Below are 15,775 nucleotides of genomic sequence, written 5' to 3' on the forward strand. Positions count from 1 at the left end.
ACAAGTCCGGCGATGGCATTTCGGCGTAAACCGGCCCAGTCGTCAGGCAGACTGTTCGGCTGGCTGATTCTTCCCATACACATAGACAGGCTGTGCCTTGCCTTCGGCCACTTCCTTATTGACCACGATTTCCTCGACGTTTTTCAGACCGGGAAGTTCGAACATGGTCGACAGCAGGATGCTTTCCAGAATGGCGCGCAGGCCACGCGCACCGGTACGCCGCGCGATGGCGCGCTGGGCCACCTGACGCAATGCGTCTTCGGTAAAGGTCAACTGCACGTCTTCCATCTGGAACAGGCGCGCGTACTGCTTGACCAGCGCGTTCTTGGGCTTGGTCAGGATCTCGATCAGGGCTGCCTCATCCAGATCCTCCAGCGTCGCGACAACGGGCAGACGACCGATGAATTCGGGGATCAGCCCGAATTTCAGCAGATCCTCAGGCTCCACGTCACGCAGCACCGCACCCATCCGGCGTTCGTCAGGCGACTGCACATCCGCGCCGAACCCGATGCCCGACCCCTTGCCACGCGCGCTGATGATCTTGTCCAGGCCGGCAAAGGCACCGCCACAGATGAACAGCATGTTGGTGGTATCGACCTGCAGGAATTCCTGCTGCGGATGCTTGCGCCCGCCCTGCGGCGGCACGGAGGCGACGGTGCCTTCCATGATCTTCAGCAGCGCCTGCTGCACGCCTTCGCCACTGACGTCGCGGGTAATGGAGGGATTGTCCGACTTGCGCGAAATCTTGTCGATCTCATCGATATAGACGATGCCGCGCTGCGCCTTCTCCACATTATAGTCGGCGGCCTGCAGCAGCTTGAGAATGATGTTCTCCACGTCCTCGCCCACGTAACCGGCTTCGGTCAGGGTCGTGGCGTCGGCCATGGTGAAGGGCACGTCAAGGATGCGGGCCAGCGTCTGCGCCAGCAGGGTCTTGCCCGACCCCGTTGGCCCGATCAGCATGATGTTGGATTTCGCGATCTCGACATCATTGTTCTTCTGGGCATGGGCCAGGCGCTTGTAATGGTTATGCACCGCAACCGACAGCACCTTTTTCGCGTGTCCCTGCCCGATGACATAGTCATCCAGAATCTTGCAGATTTCCCGCGGCGTTGGCACGCCATCGCGTGATTTGACCAGATGCGTCTTGTGTTCCTCACGGATGATATCCATGCACAATTCGACGCATTCATCGCAAATGAACACGGTGGGACCGGCGATCAGTTTGCGGACCTCGTGCTGCGACTTGCCGCAGAACGAGCAGTAAAGCGTATTTTTGGAATCGCCGGATTTGTTATTCATAACCGCTCCTATTCCCACGCGGGGGAACTTCTCCATACCTTGCGGCCGGGCCACGGGGGCACGGCACGCCGCAGGTGATTTTCACCCACAGGGGCAGGAAGCGCACCTGCGCGCGCGCTTCCTTTTGCAGATTACTCCGCAGGTTTTGATGCAACGTTACGACGGACCACTTCATCCACAATACCGAATGCCTGCGCTTCTTCCGCCGACATGTAGCTGTCGCGTTCCAGCTTCTGCTCAATTTCCTCAAGCGTGCGGCCGGTATGCTCCTTGTAAATCTCGTTCAGGCGCTTGCGGATGGTCAGGATTTCCTGCGCCTGGATCTCGATGTCGCTGGCCTGTCCCTGCGCGCCACCGGATGGCTGGTGCACCATGACACGGGAATTGGGCAGGGCGAATCGCCGCCCCTTTTCCCCACCGGCCAGCAGCAGCGACCCCATGGATGCCGCCTGCCCGATGCACACCGTGCTGACGGGGCAGCGGATGTACTGCATGGTGTCGTAAATCGCCAGTCCCGCCGACACCACGCCACCGGGGCTGTTGATGTAGAACGAGATTTCCTTGCTCGGGTTCACGCTTTCCAGATAAAGCAGCTGCGCCGACACAAGGGCGGAAACCTGGTCATAGACCGGTCCGGTCAGAAAGATGATCCGTTCCTGCAGAAGGCGGGAATAGATGTCGAATGCCCGTTCCCCGCGGGAGGTCTGCTCCACCACCATGGGCACCAGAGCGTTATTGAAGATCTCTACGGGATCCCGATCCCTCATAGCCATATTCCCGTCCTGAAAAGCAAGGCCCCGTCCTGCGCACGATCACCGGCAAAAGATGCGCGGACAACGCGGGCGCAGCCGGACCCTTCCCGGTTACTTATGACAAAATAGAGACAAACACGCCAGATACCACCCCACCCCTGTCATTTTGCCATGATCGGGGGTGACAAACTGTACGTGTTCACCTGTCCGCAAACACATACGGCGCGCGGAAGTCCCCTTCCGCGCGCCGTATGCGCTACCTATGTCGCGAAAGCGGATCAGACGTCAGCTTCCGGCATTTCAGCCAGCTCTTCCGGCGTCACTTCCTTGTCCTCGACCTTCGCAAGCTCGACGATGTAGTCGATGACCTTGTTTTCAAAGATCGGGCCACGCAGGCTGTCAACGGCCTGCGGGTTCTTGGAGAAGTACTCGAACACGGCCTGTTCCTGACCGGGATAGCGCGAGGCTTCGGCGCGCACCGCGTGCACGATTTCTTCCTGCGTTACGGTGATGTTGTTCACACGACCGATTTCCGCCAGCAGCAGGCCCAGCTTCACGCGGCGTTCGGCGATCTTGCGATAGTCGGCGCGCAGCGTGTCCTCGTCCTTGTCCTTGTCTTCCTCATCCAGGCGACCGGCCTTGCGGTCTTCCTCGATGCGGTTCCAGATCTGGGCGAATTCGGCGTCAACCATGCCCGGAGGAGCTTCGAAATCGGTCTTTTCCGCCAGCTTGTCCAGCAGTTCGCGCTTCAGGCGCAGGCGGGACAGCTGTTCGTATTCCTGACCAACCTGCTTGGAGATCAGTTCACGCACCTGCTCCAGCCCGTCGAAGCCGAGCTTCTTGGCCAGTTCATCATCAATCTTGGCCTCGACCGGACGGCGGAGTTCCTTGAGCTTGATGTCGAAGGTGGCTTCCTTGCCCGCCAGATGTTCCGCGCCATAATCGGCGGGGAAGGTCACGGTGATCACCTTTTCGTCACCGGCCTTCATGCCCTCGATCTGCTCGGCGAAGCCGGGGATGAAGCCTGCGCCACCCAGTTCGACGCTGACGTCGTCAGCGGACCCGCCTTCGAACGCCGTGCCATCGACCTTGCCCACGAAGTCGACAACGGCCACATCGCCATTGGCGGCGGGACGGTCTTCCTCGACCTTTTCGAACTCACGCTGGCGGCTGGCGATTTCCGTCAGGGCCTTGTCCACGGTCTCGGCGTTCACTTCTGACTTGAGACGCACGAGCGACAGGTCGGACAGGTCGGGGATGGTGATTTCGGGAAGGACCTCGAACTCGACCGTGAACTTCAGGTCTTCCCTGCTGCCCGGCTCGCTGCCGGAAACCAGGTCAACCTTGGGCTGCATGGCCGGGCGCAGGCCGCGCTCATCCAGCAGGGTGCGGGTTGCTTCACTTACAACCTGCTCCAGGACCTCGCCCTGAACAGATTCACCAAAACGCTGCTGCAGGATGCTCATCGGCACCTTTCCGGGGCGGAAGCCCGGCAGCTTCATGGACTGTCCAACTTCTTTCAGGCGCGCGGTGCGCTTGCTCTCGATTTCCGCGGCAGGCACCGTAACGGTAAACCCGCGCTTCAGGCCATCGGAAAGCGTTTCAGTAACCTGCATCTGCCAGGCCATCCTCTCGGTCAGAACGTGTCAAAGAACGCAATAGGCCGGTCTGGCCACCACGTCTGCTCGCATAACGCGACTTGCCGGGATCTTGGTACGGGCGGAGGGACTTGAACCCCCACGACTTGCGTCACCAGAACCTAAATCTGGCGTGTCTGCCAATTCCACCACGCCCGCACTGTGCCCAGGCTGTAAGCGCGGGGCTTTAGCGCACCATTGGCCACGGGGCAATATCCCACGCGACCCGAATGGCGTTTTCAGCCTAAAACTTTTTTTGCCATGGCTTCCGCCCGCGCCCTTGCCATCCCCAGATGGCGGTCAAAATCCTCGGCTACCGGCCATTCCCCGGCATGCAGCGCCGCATCGCCATGCATCCATACCCCTGCACAGGCTGCATCCCAGCGTGGCATGCCCGCCGCCAGCAGGGCCGCGATGATTCCCGTCAGCGTATCGCCCGACCCCGCCGTGCCCAGCATGGGAGTGGCATGGCTGTTGATCGCGACCCGCCCGTCGGGGCTGGCGATGATGGTGTCCGGCCCCTTCATGACGGTCACCGCCCCTGTCCGCGCCGCAGCCTGCCGCGCCGCCGCCACGCGGTCTGGCCCCGGCTTGCCGAAAACGCGCGAAAACTCGCCGATATGCGGGGTGATGATGGCAGCCCCCTTCAGCCGGTCAGGCTGCCCCGCCGCCATGGTGAACGCCCCGGCATCGGCAATCACGTCCCGGCCCGCGCGCACCAGTGCGGGAAAGGTTGCCGCCACCTCATCCACCGACAGGCCGGGACCACAGACCCATACATGTCGGCGCGAATCCTGCAGCAACCCGTCCAGCGCGCCGGAATCCACGATCAGCCCCGGCGGCGCGGTCATGCGGTATACTTCCGCGCTGTCTCCCACCGCCAGCCGCACGAGCCCCGCACCTGCCCCCCGTGCGCCCGCTGCCGACAGACGGGCCGCACCCGGCATTTCACGCCCGCCACATATACTGACAACGCCACGGCTGTATTTATAGCTGGTCGGCCCGCATGCAGGCGTACGCCACAGACCCGGTTCGTTATGCCATGTACGAATCGGCACCGATGCCACGGCATCTTCCCCGATACCGATATCCGTCAGCACGGTCCGGCCACACAGCGTATGGCCCGGCAGCAGCAGATGACCGGGCTTAAGCCTGCAGAACGTGACCGTCATTTCCACCTGTGGCGCGTATCCCCGGACCGCCCCCGTCGCCCCGTCCACGCCTGTTGGCATGTCTATGGCAACCAGACGGGAAGCCGCCTTCAGCACGTCCGCCACGTCCGGGCCGATATCCCGGCTCAGCCCCGCGCCAAACACGGCATCGACCACCAGGTCAAAACCGGCGGCATTTTCAGGCGTGAACGCCACGACCGGCCCGCGCCACCGTGCTGCGGCAGCGGCCGCGTCGCCGCCGGGATGCGGAGGCGCCATTTCCGCGACCGATACCGGCCAGCCTTCCTCCGCCAGCCTGCGCGCGGTCACGTAACCGTCGCCACCATTATTGCCCGGACCACACAGCACCAGCACGCGGCACGGACGCATGTGCCGCCTGATGGCGCGGGCCACGGCCCGGCCCGCGTTTTCCATCAGCACGGCCACCGGCACGTGGCGGGCAGCGGCGGCGTCAATCCGCCCCATTTCATCGGGTGCGGGCAGCAGAAGGTGGCGCACGCCCCTATGTGCTGTTTCATCCATGGTCATGATGTCCTTCCCCCTTTCGGCAACTTTGGCTGCGTGACCGGTCTTGCGCATGATACAGGAATGGGGAAACAAGCATTCCGTATCCCGCCGCATGGCACGGATCGTTTTTTACCCATCCACCCCCGCAAGGAGGCGTCATGTCCTATTCCATAGTCTGGAGCCTTGTGCTCGCACTCCACATAACCGGCATGGCGGCCTGGGTCGGCGGCATGATCTATGCGGCCTTCGTGCTCAAGCCCAGCCTCAGCCTGCTGGATGGAACGCAGCGCGCCTCAGTCCACCTGCAGACGCTCAACCGTTTTTTCCGTATTGTATGGCATACCATGCCAACGGTGCTGATTACGGGCTGGCTCCTGATTTATCACGATGGCGGCTTTGCGGTGGTGCCATGGCCGATCAACCTCATGCAGCTGTTCGGACTGATCATGGCCGGCATATTCGCCCGCATCTATTTTGGCCCCTACCAGAAGGCGCGCCGCGCGCTGCGCCCGCAGCAGGGTACATTCGACTCGATCCGTTCGCTGGTCATGCTCAACACCGGAATCGGCGTGCTGACCATCATCTGTGGCTGCCTTGCCCATCCGTTCTGAAAATATGGACGTCCCCCTCACGTCCCCTTGATTTCCATTGCGGATATGGGTAGGCACAGGGAATGTGGCACATCAGGGGTCTGACCCCGAACATGCCGCACTCCCCTTCCCTGCATTGCTGCAGGTACATCAGGGACGGCAGCCTGATACAGCGCGACACGGTGGCAATCGGACGGGGCCATATTCATCTGCTGATACGTTCGAGAGTAATTTGAGCGCCAAAAAAACGTCCTCCGCCCCGGCCCGCTCCGCAAAAAAGGCGGCAGCCCCAGCCTCCGCCGCAAGCACGGACGGGGTTGCCCCCACTGACACCTCTGCACCGGCAGACGCCGCAGAACAGGAAGCACAGCCCCTGTTTTCCGAACTTGGCCTGTCCGAACCCATCCAGCAGGCGATTGATGAGATGGGATACCGTCATCCCACCCCCATCCAGGCACAGGCCATCCCGTATGTACTGATGGGGCGCGACGTTCTGGGTGTGGCGCAGACCGGAACCGGCAAGACCGCATCCTTCACCCTGCCCATGCTGGAAATCCTGTCCGGGTCACGGGCGCGGGCACGGATGCCGCGTTCGCTCATCCTTGAACCCACACGTGAACTCGCGTTGCAGGTCGCGGAAAACTTCGTCAATTACGGCAAGCACCTCAAGCTGACCCATGCACTGCTGATTGGCGGCGAAAGCATGGCCGAACAGAAGGAAGTGCTGAACCGCGGTGTTGACGTGCTGATCGCTACACCCGGGCGGCTGATCGACCTGTTTGAACGCGGAGGCCTGCTGCTGACCCAGACCAAGCTGCTGGTGATCGACGAAGCGGACCGCATGCTGGACATGGGCTTCATTCCCGATATCGAGAAGATCGTGGGCATGCTGTCGCCGCTGCGCCAGACCATGTTCTTCTCCGCCACCATGGCGCCGGAAATCCGCAGGCTGGCGGACATGTTCCTGCGCAATCCCAAGGAAATTACGGTCAGCCGTCCCTCCTCCGTCGCCTCGACGATCGAGACGGGACTGGCCATTGTCGACGCCAAGGAAAAGCGCCGCGCGCTGCGCAAGCTGCTGCGTGCGTCGGACATGCAGAACGCCATTGTGTTCTGCAACCGCAAGCGTGATGTCGATGTACTGTGCAAATCACTGATAAAACATGGTTTTTCCGCAGGGCCCCTGCATGGTGACCTGGCGCAGTCGCTGCGTTTCTCGACACTTGAAGCATTCAAGAGCGGCGAACTGAAGATTCTGGTCTGTTCCGACATCGCGGCGCGTGGGATCGACATTGGCGGCCTGTCGCATGTGTTCAATTTTGACGTACCGTTCCATGCTGAGGATTACGTCCACCGAATCGGCCGTACCGGCCGCGCTGGCCGTACCGGGCATGCCTATACCCTGGCCACGCCGGATGAAGAAGCGCTGGTCCAGGCCATCGAGAAACTGACAGGCAAGCCCATTCCCCGAATCGAAATCCCCGGCGTGGAAACGCTGGAATGGTCGGACGAACCCCGCGCCGCCAATGGCCGCCGCAAGTCCGCCCGCAAGGGCAATGCGGCAGCCCCTGCCCCGCAGCAGGCGGTTCCTGCTCCCCCTGCGGTCGCCGAGGAAGCGATTCCTGCCCCACGCAAATCGCGCAGGGCGCAGGGTGGCAATGCAGGCGGCGCCTCCACTTCCACGCGTCGCGACTCGGGCTTGCTACCGTCCGCGCCAGATCAGCCGGTTACTGGCTTTGGCAATGACGTGCCGGCCTTCATGCAGCTGCCGCGCCGTGAAAAATCCGTCATTCCGGCCGACGAATAAGTACTCTGCCCTTCAGGCGATAACAGGGAATGGAAAACGCAGTGGCGAATGCCATCCGGGTGGTGGCGCTCGGCAATGATGGGGATGGCATAGCCCAGACCCCGGAGGGGCGGATATTCGTACCCGGCACGGTGCCGGGTGATGAAATCCTGCTGGTGGACCAGAACGGCACGCACGGCACGCTTGACCGCGTGGTGATACCCGGGGTCGATCGCGTGGCCGCCCCCTGTTCCCTGTTCGGCCGCTGTGGTGGCTGCCGGATTCAGAACATGGCATTACCGGCCCTGCTGGACTGGAAAACGGGCCGGGTGCTCGACTCCCTGCAACGGGTTGGGTTTGACGCCATTCCCACACCGCAGGCCCATCAGGTCAGCCCACATGCCAGGCGCCGGGTCGATCTGGCCTTCCGCCGGGTCGGGAAAGAGATCGTGCTGGGACTGCACCGCCGTCGCGGCGATGTTGTGGACATGACCGAGTGCACGCTGCTCGACCCCACGCTTTTCGACCTGCTGACACCATTACGCGCCATGCTGCATTCGCTGCCGGCCGTACATACGGGAGGTGATATCCAGATCAATCTTCTGGATAGTGGTCCCGATCTGCTGATTACGATGGACGGCACGCCAGACCCCAATGACCGGCGTATCCTTGCCCAGTTTGGCAAGGCGCATGGCGTCCCACGTATTTCACTACAGGCCCGCCCACCGGAGACACTGGCCCTGACCGGGCCGGTCTTCCATCATTTTGATGACGTGCGCGTGATGCCTCCGCCGGGCGCTTTCCTGCAACCCGCGCGGAGGGGGGCTGCCTTTATCAAGGCGGCGGTCCTTGCGGGCCTGCCACGCAAGGGGCTGAAGGCGGGTATTATCGAATTATACGCGGGCTGCGGCACGCTGTCCTTCGCACTGGCTGAACAGGCCAAGGTCCATGCCTATGAAGGCGATCGCGCCGCCTTTGCCTGCCTGAAACAGGCCAGTGGCGGCACACGCGTCCTGCCTGCGCAGCGAGACCTGAACCGCCAGCCAGTCATGGCGACTGATCTGGCAAAGGCAGCGGCGGTCGTGCTGGACCCACCCCATGCGGGAGCCGGTGCGCAGATCGCCCAGATTGTGGCAGGAAAGCCACCATGCGTCATCTATGTCAGTTGCAATCCCGTTGCCCTGCAACGGGATCTGACACCGTTGCGCCAGGCGGGCTACCGGCTGGATAGTATCACGGTCATTGACCAGTTCCTGTGGTCAGCGGAAGTCGAATCAGTCTGCGTGCTGACCCTGCCAGGAAAAAACCGCCGTAACCGGCGGTAAAAGCAGGATTTTTAAGGAAGCTTTTTTCAGAAAGCTTTGAAGAACGCCGCCTTTTTTGGAAAAGGCGGCGCCCTGAAGCCTGTCTAGTTTTCAATATCAGACGTGAAAGCTTTCCCCGCAGCCGCAGCGGCCCTTTTCATTGGGATTGCTGAAGGTGAAGCCGGATTCAAGCTGCTTGACCTCATAATCCATCACCGACCCGATCAGGAACAGCGTCGCCTTGCGGTCCACCAGCAGGGTAACTCCCTTGTCCACCACCACTTCGTCACCCGGACCGGCCTGTTCAACAAAGCTCATGTCATAGGCATGGCCAGAACAGCCCTTGGTTGAAATGGCAATGCGCAGCAGATGCCCGGCATGATTGGTCTGGTACAGTTTTTCCAGCCGCTGCGCGGCCCGGTCCGTCAAGGTCATAAGCGGCGGCAGGGCACGGCGCGGGGTGGCAGCAGTAGTAGTCGTAGCGTTATGTTCAGTCATGGCACGTTCCCCTTTTCTGGGTTCAGAACATGTTCAGGGCAAGGCGCGCATCTTCGCTCATACGCGACATGTCCCATGGCGGCTCCCACACGATTTCCACCGTGGCAGTGGTGACCATATCAATTTTTTCCACCGCTTCCTTAACCTGTACAGGCAGTTCCTGCGCGCTGGGGCAATTTGGGGCTGTCAGTGTCATTTCGACCTTGACCGATCCATCCTCATGCAGGTCGATGGCGTAAATCAGGCCAAGTTCATAGATATTGACCGGGATTTCCGGGTCATACACCGTAGCGATCGCAGCAATGACCGTGTCCTCATCCGGCATGCTGCCACTGGCTGCGGCATCAGCCGGCTTTTCCCCGTCTGGTGTCCACGTTGATACGGGTTCGGCCTTGGGACTGGGCGTATCTTCGGTCTCAAGGGAGAAATGCCCGGCTCCCTCTGCCATGCCGATGGCAGGCTCTACCTGATTTTTCTCGTCCATGGGACTTTCACCTGTCTTTATCATCATTGAGCATTTCGATCAGCGCCGACCATGGCAGCATCGCGCAGCGGATACGTGAACGATGCCGGTGCAATGGCGCAAAAGCCGAAAGTTCACCCAAGCCCTCGGGGGCTATACCTGTTTCAACGGCCGTAACAAGGTCCGCATGCAGCTGGCTGACGCGTGCAGGTTCCTGCCCGACCACCCGTTCCGCCATGAGATCAGCAGACGCAGCACAGATCGCGCAGCCCCGCGTTTCATGCCGTAATGCCGCAACCCGGCCCTGTACATCGACATTGGCCTGCAGCCTTACCCGGTCGCCACACAGGGGGTTTGACCCTTCCCCCTGCATCTGCGCACCTGCCAGCGGGCCGGAATACCGGGGAGTTCTGGCCCGTTCCAGCACTACGGTGCGATACAGATCATCCTGCGTCATGACTGTCACGCCATCAGACAAAAAAGCCGCGTATCTGTTCCAGCGTGGCGGCCAGGAAGTCAATTTCCTCTGGCGTGGTGTAGATGCCGAAACTGGCCCGCGCGGTGGCCGAAACCCCCAGCCTGTGCATGAGCGGCTCGGCACAGTGATGCCCCGCCCGCACCGCGATGCCGTTGCGGTCCAGCAGGGTAGCGATGTCATGCGGATGGACATCATCCATGGTGAACGAAATCACCCCGCCACGATCCGGCGCGGTCCCGATCACTTTCAGTCCGCTGACATTGCCCAGCGCCTGCAGCGCGTGGGTGGTCAGGGCTTCCTCATGTGCGCCGATCGCGTCAAACCCTATGGATTCGATATAGGCAAGGGCCGCGCCCAGTCCAATGGTCTCGATGATGGCGGGGGTGCCTGCCTCGAATTTATGCGGGACACTGGCCCATGTTGACCGTTCGAACGACACGGTGGAAATCATGTCGCCACCGCCAAGGAAGGGCGGCATGGCGTCAAGGATCTCGCGTCGTGCCCACAGCACGCCAATGCCGGTCGGGCCATACAGCTTGTGCCCGGTCACCACGTAGAAATCCGCGTCCAGCGCGCGCACGTCCACACGACGATGGACGGCAAGCTGACTGCCATCGAACAGCACTTTCGCACCGGCCGCATGCGCCATGTCGGCAATGGCGCGGGCATCCGTGATCGTACCCAGCACATTGGACATGTGGGTGATCGCCACCAGCGCCACCCGTCCGTCGGACAGGTTGCGCGCCAGGGCGTCCATGTCCAGCGCGCCATCATCGGTAACGGGGGTTACGCGCAGTTCAACGCCCGTGCGATCCCGCAGCATCTGCCATGGCACGAGGTTGGCATGGTGTTCCATTTCGGACACCAGAACCACCTGCCCCGGCTTCAGCAGGGAACCGAATGAATGGGCGACAAGGTTGATCGCCTCGGTGCTGTTGCGGGTGAATACGATTTCCTCCCGTGCGCTGGCGCCAAGGAAGGCCGCCACCTGATCGCGCACGGCTTCGTAGGCTTCCGTCGTGCGTTCGCTCATCCAGTACAGCCCGCGATGGATGTTGGCGTACTGGGTGCGCATGGTATCGGCCATGGCGTCAATGACCTGCCGCGGCTTCTGCGCGGAAGCCGCGCTGTCAAGGAACACAAGGTCCCTGCCATGCACCTTCTGCGACAGGATCGGGAAATCGGCCCGGATACGGCGCAGGCTGCCCGCGACGTCCGTGCGGCTGGCTACAGTCTGGTCCATCATGCGACCTCCCGCGTCCACCATGCCTCTACAGCAAGGTTCAGGCTGTCCTTCAGGCGCTGGTCATCAATCTGGTCCACGACATCATGCAGGAAGGCGCGGATCAGGATGGAGCGCGCGGCGGCATTGGGAATGCCACGGCTGCGCAGGTAAAACAGCTGGTCATCATCCAGTGCGCCCACGGTGGCGCCATGACTGCACTTCACGTCATCAGCGTAGATTTCCAGTTCCGGCTTGGCGTCGATTTCCGCGCCATCGGACAGCAGAAGCGCCTGATTCATCTGGTACCCATCAGTCTTCTGGGCAATACGCTCGACAAGGATCTTGCCCTGAAACACGCCACGCGCCTGATCGGACAGGACATTCTTGATTGTCTGGCGCGACACGCAGTCCGGTGCTGCATGGGTGATCACACTGGTCAGGTCACCATGCTGGTGGCCGGACAGAAGCTGCGCGCCATTGACATGCACGCTGGCCCCCGGCTGCGTCAGCCCGGCATGCACTTCATGCCGTGACAGGCTGGCCCCCAGCGTAAGCGTAAAACTGTCATAGACACCTGCCGCCGCAACCCGGGCATGGCTGACCGCCAGATGCACCGCCTGCCTGCCTTCTGCCTGGATACGGGCATGCGACAGGTAGCCTTCATCCGCCACCGTAATGTCATACAGCGGATTGTGCAGGTACTGACCCCGCCCGACCGATGCATCCAGCAGCGCCAGACGACCGCCCTTTTCCACCACGATGCGGTGGCGCGGGTGGAAGGAAACCGGCTCGGCCTCTCCCGTCTGGCCAATACTGACCAGCAGCAGGCAGCCACCATCCACGCCCGCGGGCACGACCAGATCCAGCCCGTCGCGCGCAAGGACGGTATTCAGCGCGGTGGTGACATCACCCGCCGGATCGATCCCGTCATCGGGTAGCATGCCTGCGGCCAGGGTCGAAATCCGCACGCCTTTTGGCAGGCGCGAACGACCGGCATCGAACGATCCGTTCACGAACACGACGCGGCTGGCCCCGGCGCCAAGACCGGAAATGGTTTCGACCTCCGCCAGCAGGGTATCGACAGCTCTGTCATCAACCACTTGCGGCGCGGCCGTGAACGGCACGTCAGCCAGTGCCCGCAGGGATGTATATTTCCACGCCTCCACACCCGTGCGGGGCAGGCCGACATGGCGCAGGAAATCGGCGGCCTTCTGCCGTTGGGCATTGCCCGTTACATCACCCCGGTCGAGAAAGGTGGCAGCATTGACCCCGACCGGTGCAATGGCGTTCACGCCGCCTCCGACAGGAACTGGGCGTAACCCTGCGCCTCAAGCTGTTTGGCCAGTTCGGGACCACCGCTGTGGATGATGCGGCCCTTCGCCATTACATGGATACGATCGGGCACGATATAGTCCAGCAGCCGCTGGTGATGGGTGATGACCAGCGCCGAAAAATCGGGCGAACGCAGGGAGTTCACACCTTCGGCCACGATACGCAGGGCATCAATGTCCAGTCCGCTGTCCGTTTCGTCCAGAATGGCGAAGGATGGCTGGAGCATGCGCATCTGCAGCACCTCGTTGCGCTTCTTCTCCCCACCGGAAAAGCCGACATTGACGTTACGCTTGAGCATCTCGTCCGACATGGACAGGTGCTTGGTTTCCTTGCGCACGGCTTTCAGGAAAGCCACCGCGTCCAGTTCCTCCTGCCCGCGCGCGCGGCGCACGGCGTTGACGGCGGTGCGCAGGAAATTGGCGTTGTTCACACCCGGCAGTTCGACCGGCGTCTGGAACGCAAGGAACAGGCCAAGGGCTGCGCGTTCCTCCGGTTCCAGCGCCAGCAGATCCTGCCCCTTGAAGGTGGCGGCCCCGCCGGTCACTTCATAATCCTCGCGCCCGGCCAGCACATAGGACAGGGTGGACTTGCCCGAACCATTCGGCCCCATGATGGCGTGGACTTCACCCGCCGGGATTTCCAGATCGACCCCACGCAGTATTTCCTTGTGGGTCTCCCCGTCCGAAATGCGGGCGCACAGGCCATTGATGCTTACGAATTGCTTGCTCACGTCTTTGAATCCCTGTTAGCCCACGCTGCCTTCTAGGCTGATCTGCAGAAGCTTCTGCGCTTCCACCGCGAATTCCATCGGCAGTTCCTTCAGAACGTCCTTGCAGAACCCGTTCACGATCAGGCCCACCGCGTCTTCTTCCGACAGGCCACGCTGGCGGCAGTAGAACAGCTGGTCTTCCGATATCTTGGATGTCGTCGCCTCATGCTCCACACGTGCGGACATGTTGCGGCTTTCGATATAGGGCACGGTATGCGCCCCGCAACGGTCACCGATCAGCAGGCTGTCGCACTGGGTGAAGTTGCGGCTGCCCGATGCCTTGGGCATCATGCGCACCAGCCCGCGATAGGTACTGTCGGACTGACCCGCGCTGATGGTCTTGGCGATGATGGTCGAACGCGTGTTGCGCCCGATATGGATCATCTTGGTGCCGGTATCGGCCTGCTGGTGATTGTTGGTGACGGCAACGGAATAGAATTCGCCCACCGATCCCTCACCCTGCAGGATGCACGACGGGTATTTCCACGTGATGGCCGACCCGGTTTCCACCTGCGTCCATGAAATCTTCGACCGCGCGCCACGGCATGCGCCACGCTTGGTCACGAAGTTGTAGATGCCACCCTTGCCGTTCTCATCACCAGGATACCAGTTCTGCACGGTGGAATACTTGATCGACGCATCTTCCATCGCCACCAGCTCGACCACGGCGGCATGAAGCTGGTTTTCGTCGCGCATGGGCGCCGTGCACCCTTCGAGGTAGGAGACGGACGCGCCATCTTCCACCACGATCAGGGTGCGTTCGAACTGCCCGGTATTACGCGCATTGATGCGGAAATAGGTGGACAGTTCCATCGGGCAGCGCACGCCTTTGGGCACGAACACGAAGGAGCCGTCGGTAAACACGGCGGCGTTCAGGGCGGCATAGAAATTGTCCGTAACCGGCACGACGCTGCCCAGGTATCTGCGCACCAGTTCGGGATGTTCCTGCACCGCTTCGGAAATGGGGCAGAAGATCACGCCCGCTTCCTGCAACGTCTTGCGGAAAGTAGTGGCGACGGACACGCTGTCGAACACGGCGTCAACCGCGATGGGCGCGCGCGCTTCCTGCCCTTCGGGCACTTCCACGCCAGCCAGCATCGCCTGTTCATGCAGCGGGATGCCCAGCTTTTCATAGGTGCGCAGCAGTTCGGGATCGACCTCATCCAGCGACTTGGGACCGGGCTTCCTGCGCGGGGCGGCGTAGTAATGCACATCCTGGTAATCGATGGGCGGATGATTGACCTTGGCCCATGTGGGTTCGCGCATCTCCAGCCACGACCTGTAGGCCTTCAGCCGCCATTCCAGCAGCCATTCCGGCTCCTTCTTGCGACTGGAGATCAGGCGGATCGTGTCCTCGTTCAGGCCCTTGGGGGCGATATCCATTTCGATATCGGTCTCGAACCCCCATTTATAGGTGTTCTGCCCCAGGGTTTCGACCGTCTTGCGGGTTTCGGCTACTGCCGGCATGTGTCTTTCCTCCCCCTGTTTCAGGCCGTGGCTGCGGGCCCGCCGGGCATGGACGGCGGGCGCAGGCCGTCCAGTCTGTCAATGACTGTGTGGTTTTTCATGTCCGCCAGCGTAATGGCGGACAGGGCGTTGCGAATGGCGGCGTTGACCATGTCCCACTGACCGCCCAGGCCACAGGTGGACCGGGCGTCGCAATCCCCGCCATCCACGCATGTCGTCAGCGATATGGGGCCATCGATCGCCTGGATCACGGCCGCGATCGATATTTCCTCCAGCGGACGGGCCAGCCTGTAGCCGCCGCGCGCGCCGCGCTGTGATGTCACGATGCCCTGTGTCGCGAGTATCTTGAGCACCTTGGCCACGGTGGGTTCGGGAATGCCGGTCGAACGCGACAGGACAGGCGAGGTCGTGACCTCGTCCTTCTGTCCCAGCCGGACCAGAGCCACGACGGCATAATCGGTCAGTTTCGACAGTTTCAGCATTCCGCTCTCCC

15 protein-coding genes and 1 tRNA gene are annotated in these 15,775 nt (G+C 61.7%); 3 read left to right on the forward strand and 13 right to left on the reverse strand.

All coding sequences use genetic code 11. The annotated features are described in order from the left end of the window. Positions 1 to 42: 42 nt before the first annotated feature. The 5 genes from clpX to MSKU9_RS06595 form a co-directional block, all read right to left on the reverse strand. A complete protein-coding gene (gene clpX, locus MSKU9_RS06575; RefSeq protein WP_025438914.1) occupies positions 43 to 1,302 on the reverse strand; it encodes an ATP-dependent Clp protease ATP-binding subunit ClpX in 1,260 nt (419 codons plus the stop codon). A gap of 131 nt (positions 1,303 to 1,433) precedes the next feature. Then, on the reverse strand, positions 1,434 to 2,069 hold the full coding sequence (locus tag MSKU9_RS06580; RefSeq protein ID WP_010506376.1) for an ATP-dependent Clp protease proteolytic subunit: 636 nt from the start codon (positions 2,067 to 2,069) through the stop codon (positions 1,434 to 1,436). Between the two features lie 263 nt (positions 2,070 to 2,332). Continuing rightward, on the reverse strand, positions 2,333 to 3,670 hold the full coding sequence (gene tig / locus MSKU9_RS06585; protein WP_141260523.1) for a trigger factor: 1,338 nt from the start codon (positions 3,668 to 3,670) through the stop codon (positions 2,333 to 2,335). Between the two features lie 95 nt (positions 3,671 to 3,765). Then, positions 3,766 to 3,850, reverse strand: a tRNA-Leu gene (locus MSKU9_RS06590). A gap of 80 nt (positions 3,851 to 3,930) precedes the next feature. Next, positions 3,931 to 5,391, reverse strand: a complete 1,461-nt coding sequence (locus MSKU9_RS06595) for an NAD(P)H-hydrate dehydratase (RefSeq protein ID WP_141260524.1) — start codon at positions 5,389 to 5,391, stop codon at positions 3,931 to 3,933. A gap of 137 nt (positions 5,392 to 5,528) precedes the next feature. Between MSKU9_RS06595 and MSKU9_RS06600 the strand changes: the two genes are divergently transcribed. The 3 genes from MSKU9_RS06600 (at position 5,529) to MSKU9_RS06610 (ending at position 9,071) form a co-directional block, all read left to right on the forward strand. Next, positions 5,529 to 5,981, forward strand: a complete 453-nt coding sequence (locus MSKU9_RS06600) for a CopD family protein (RefSeq protein ID WP_141260525.1) — start codon at positions 5,529 to 5,531, stop codon at positions 5,979 to 5,981. Positions 5,982 to 6,192: 211 nt separating this feature from the next. Continuing rightward, positions 6,193 to 7,767, forward strand: coding sequence for a DEAD/DEAH box helicase (locus MSKU9_RS06605; RefSeq protein WP_141260526.1), 1,575 nt, complete (start codon positions 6,193 to 6,195; stop codon positions 7,765 to 7,767). Positions 7,768 to 7,796: 29 nt separating this feature from the next. After that, a complete protein-coding gene (locus MSKU9_RS06610; protein WP_141260527.1) occupies positions 7,797 to 9,071 on the forward strand; it encodes a class I SAM-dependent RNA methyltransferase in 1,275 nt (424 codons plus the stop codon). A gap of 96 nt (positions 9,072 to 9,167) precedes the next feature. Here the strand turns inward: MSKU9_RS06610 and MSKU9_RS06615 are convergent, their stop codons facing one another. Genes MSKU9_RS06615 through MSKU9_RS06650 form a run of 8 tightly spaced genes read right to left on the reverse strand, consistent with a single transcriptional unit; the run spans position 9,168 to position 15,764 of the window. Continuing rightward, positions 9,168 to 9,548 carry a HesB/IscA family protein gene (locus MSKU9_RS06615; protein ID WP_141260528.1) on the reverse strand — a complete coding sequence of 127 codons (381 nt, stop codon included), beginning with the start codon at positions 9,546 to 9,548 and terminating at the stop codon, positions 9,168 to 9,170. Positions 9,549 to 9,570: 22 nt separating this feature from the next. Next, entirely contained in the window at positions 9,571 to 10,032 is a 462-nt protein-coding gene (locus MSKU9_RS06620) for an SUF system Fe-S cluster assembly protein (protein ID WP_141260529.1), read from the reverse strand. A 7-nt stretch (positions 10,033 to 10,039) separates the two neighbouring features. Further along, positions 10,040 to 10,468, reverse strand: coding sequence for a Fe-S cluster assembly sulfur transfer protein SufU (gene sufU / locus MSKU9_RS06625; protein ID WP_141260530.1), 429 nt, complete (start codon positions 10,466 to 10,468; stop codon positions 10,040 to 10,042). Positions 10,469 to 10,481: 13 nt separating this feature from the next. Next, entirely contained in the window at positions 10,482 to 11,732 is a 1,251-nt protein-coding gene (locus MSKU9_RS06630) for an aminotransferase class V-fold PLP-dependent enzyme (protein WP_141260760.1), read from the reverse strand. Further along, entirely contained in the window at positions 11,732 to 13,006 is a 1,275-nt protein-coding gene (gene sufD, locus MSKU9_RS06635) for a Fe-S cluster assembly protein SufD (RefSeq protein ID WP_141260531.1), read from the reverse strand. Before sufD ends, MSKU9_RS06630 begins: the two co-directional genes overlap by 1 nt. Beyond that, complete coding sequence (sufC, locus tag MSKU9_RS06640; protein ID WP_141260532.1) at positions 13,003 to 13,776, reverse strand: Fe-S cluster assembly ATPase SufC; 774 nt, start codon at positions 13,774 to 13,776, stop codon at positions 13,003 to 13,005. Before sufC ends, sufD begins: the two co-directional genes overlap by 4 nt. Before the next feature lie 15 nt (positions 13,777 to 13,791). Next, complete coding sequence (sufB, locus tag MSKU9_RS06645; RefSeq protein WP_141260533.1) at positions 13,792 to 15,282, reverse strand: Fe-S cluster assembly protein SufB; 1,491 nt, start codon at positions 15,280 to 15,282, stop codon at positions 13,792 to 13,794. Positions 15,283 to 15,302: 20 nt separating this feature from the next. After that, positions 15,303 to 15,764: an SUF system Fe-S cluster assembly regulator gene (locus MSKU9_RS06650; protein WP_141260534.1), complete on the reverse strand. Its 462-nt coding sequence runs from the start codon at positions 15,762 to 15,764 to the stop codon at positions 15,303 to 15,305. Positions 15,765 to 15,775 lie beyond the last annotated feature (11 nt).

It is taken from the genome of Komagataeibacter diospyri, from assembly GCF_006538165.1.
Taxonomy (GTDB): Bacteria; Pseudomonadota; Alphaproteobacteria; order Acetobacterales; family Acetobacteraceae; genus Komagataeibacter; species Komagataeibacter diospyri.

Excerpts from the sequence above, each read along its gene's own strand:
- MSKU9_RS06595 (WP_141260524.1), bottom strand. The coding sequence starts at position 5,391 with ATGACCATGGATGAAACAGCACATAGGGGCGTGCGCCACCTTCTGCTG.
- clpX (WP_025438914.1), bottom strand. The coding sequence starts at position 1,302 with ATGAATAACAAATCCGGCGATTCCAAAAATACGCTTTACTGCTCGTTC.
- MSKU9_RS06620 (WP_141260529.1), bottom strand. The coding sequence starts at position 10,032 with ATGGACGAGAAAAATCAGGTAGAGCCTGCCATCGGCATGGCAGAGGGA.
- MSKU9_RS06610 (WP_141260527.1), top strand. The coding sequence starts at position 7,797 with ATGGAAAACGCAGTGGCGAATGCCATCCGGGTGGTGGCGCTCGGCAAT.
- MSKU9_RS06650 (WP_141260534.1), bottom strand. The coding sequence starts at position 15,764 with ATGCTGAAACTGTCGAAACTGACCGATTATGCCGTCGTGGCTCTGGTC.
- sufU (WP_141260530.1), bottom strand. The coding sequence starts at position 10,468 with ATGACGCAGGATGATCTGTATCGCACCGTAGTGCTGGAACGGGCCAGA.
- MSKU9_RS06580 (WP_010506376.1), bottom strand. The coding sequence starts at position 2,069 with ATGAGGGATCGGGATCCCGTAGAGATCTTCAATAACGCTCTGGTGCCC.
- MSKU9_RS06615 (WP_141260528.1), bottom strand. The coding sequence starts at position 9,548 with ATGACTGAACATAACGCTACGACTACTACTGCTGCCACCCCGCGCCGT.
- sufB (WP_141260533.1), bottom strand. The coding sequence starts at position 15,282 with ATGCCGGCAGTAGCCGAAACCCGCAAGACGGTCGAAACCCTGGGGCAG.
- MSKU9_RS06630 (WP_141260760.1), bottom strand. The coding sequence starts at position 11,732 with ATGGACCAGACTGTAGCCAGCCGCACGGACGTCGCGGGCAGCCTGCGC.
- MSKU9_RS06600 (WP_141260525.1), top strand. The coding sequence starts at position 5,529 with ATGTCCTATTCCATAGTCTGGAGCCTTGTGCTCGCACTCCACATAACC.
- tig (WP_141260523.1), bottom strand. The coding sequence starts at position 3,670 with ATGCAGGTTACTGAAACGCTTTCCGATGGCCTGAAGCGCGGGTTTACC.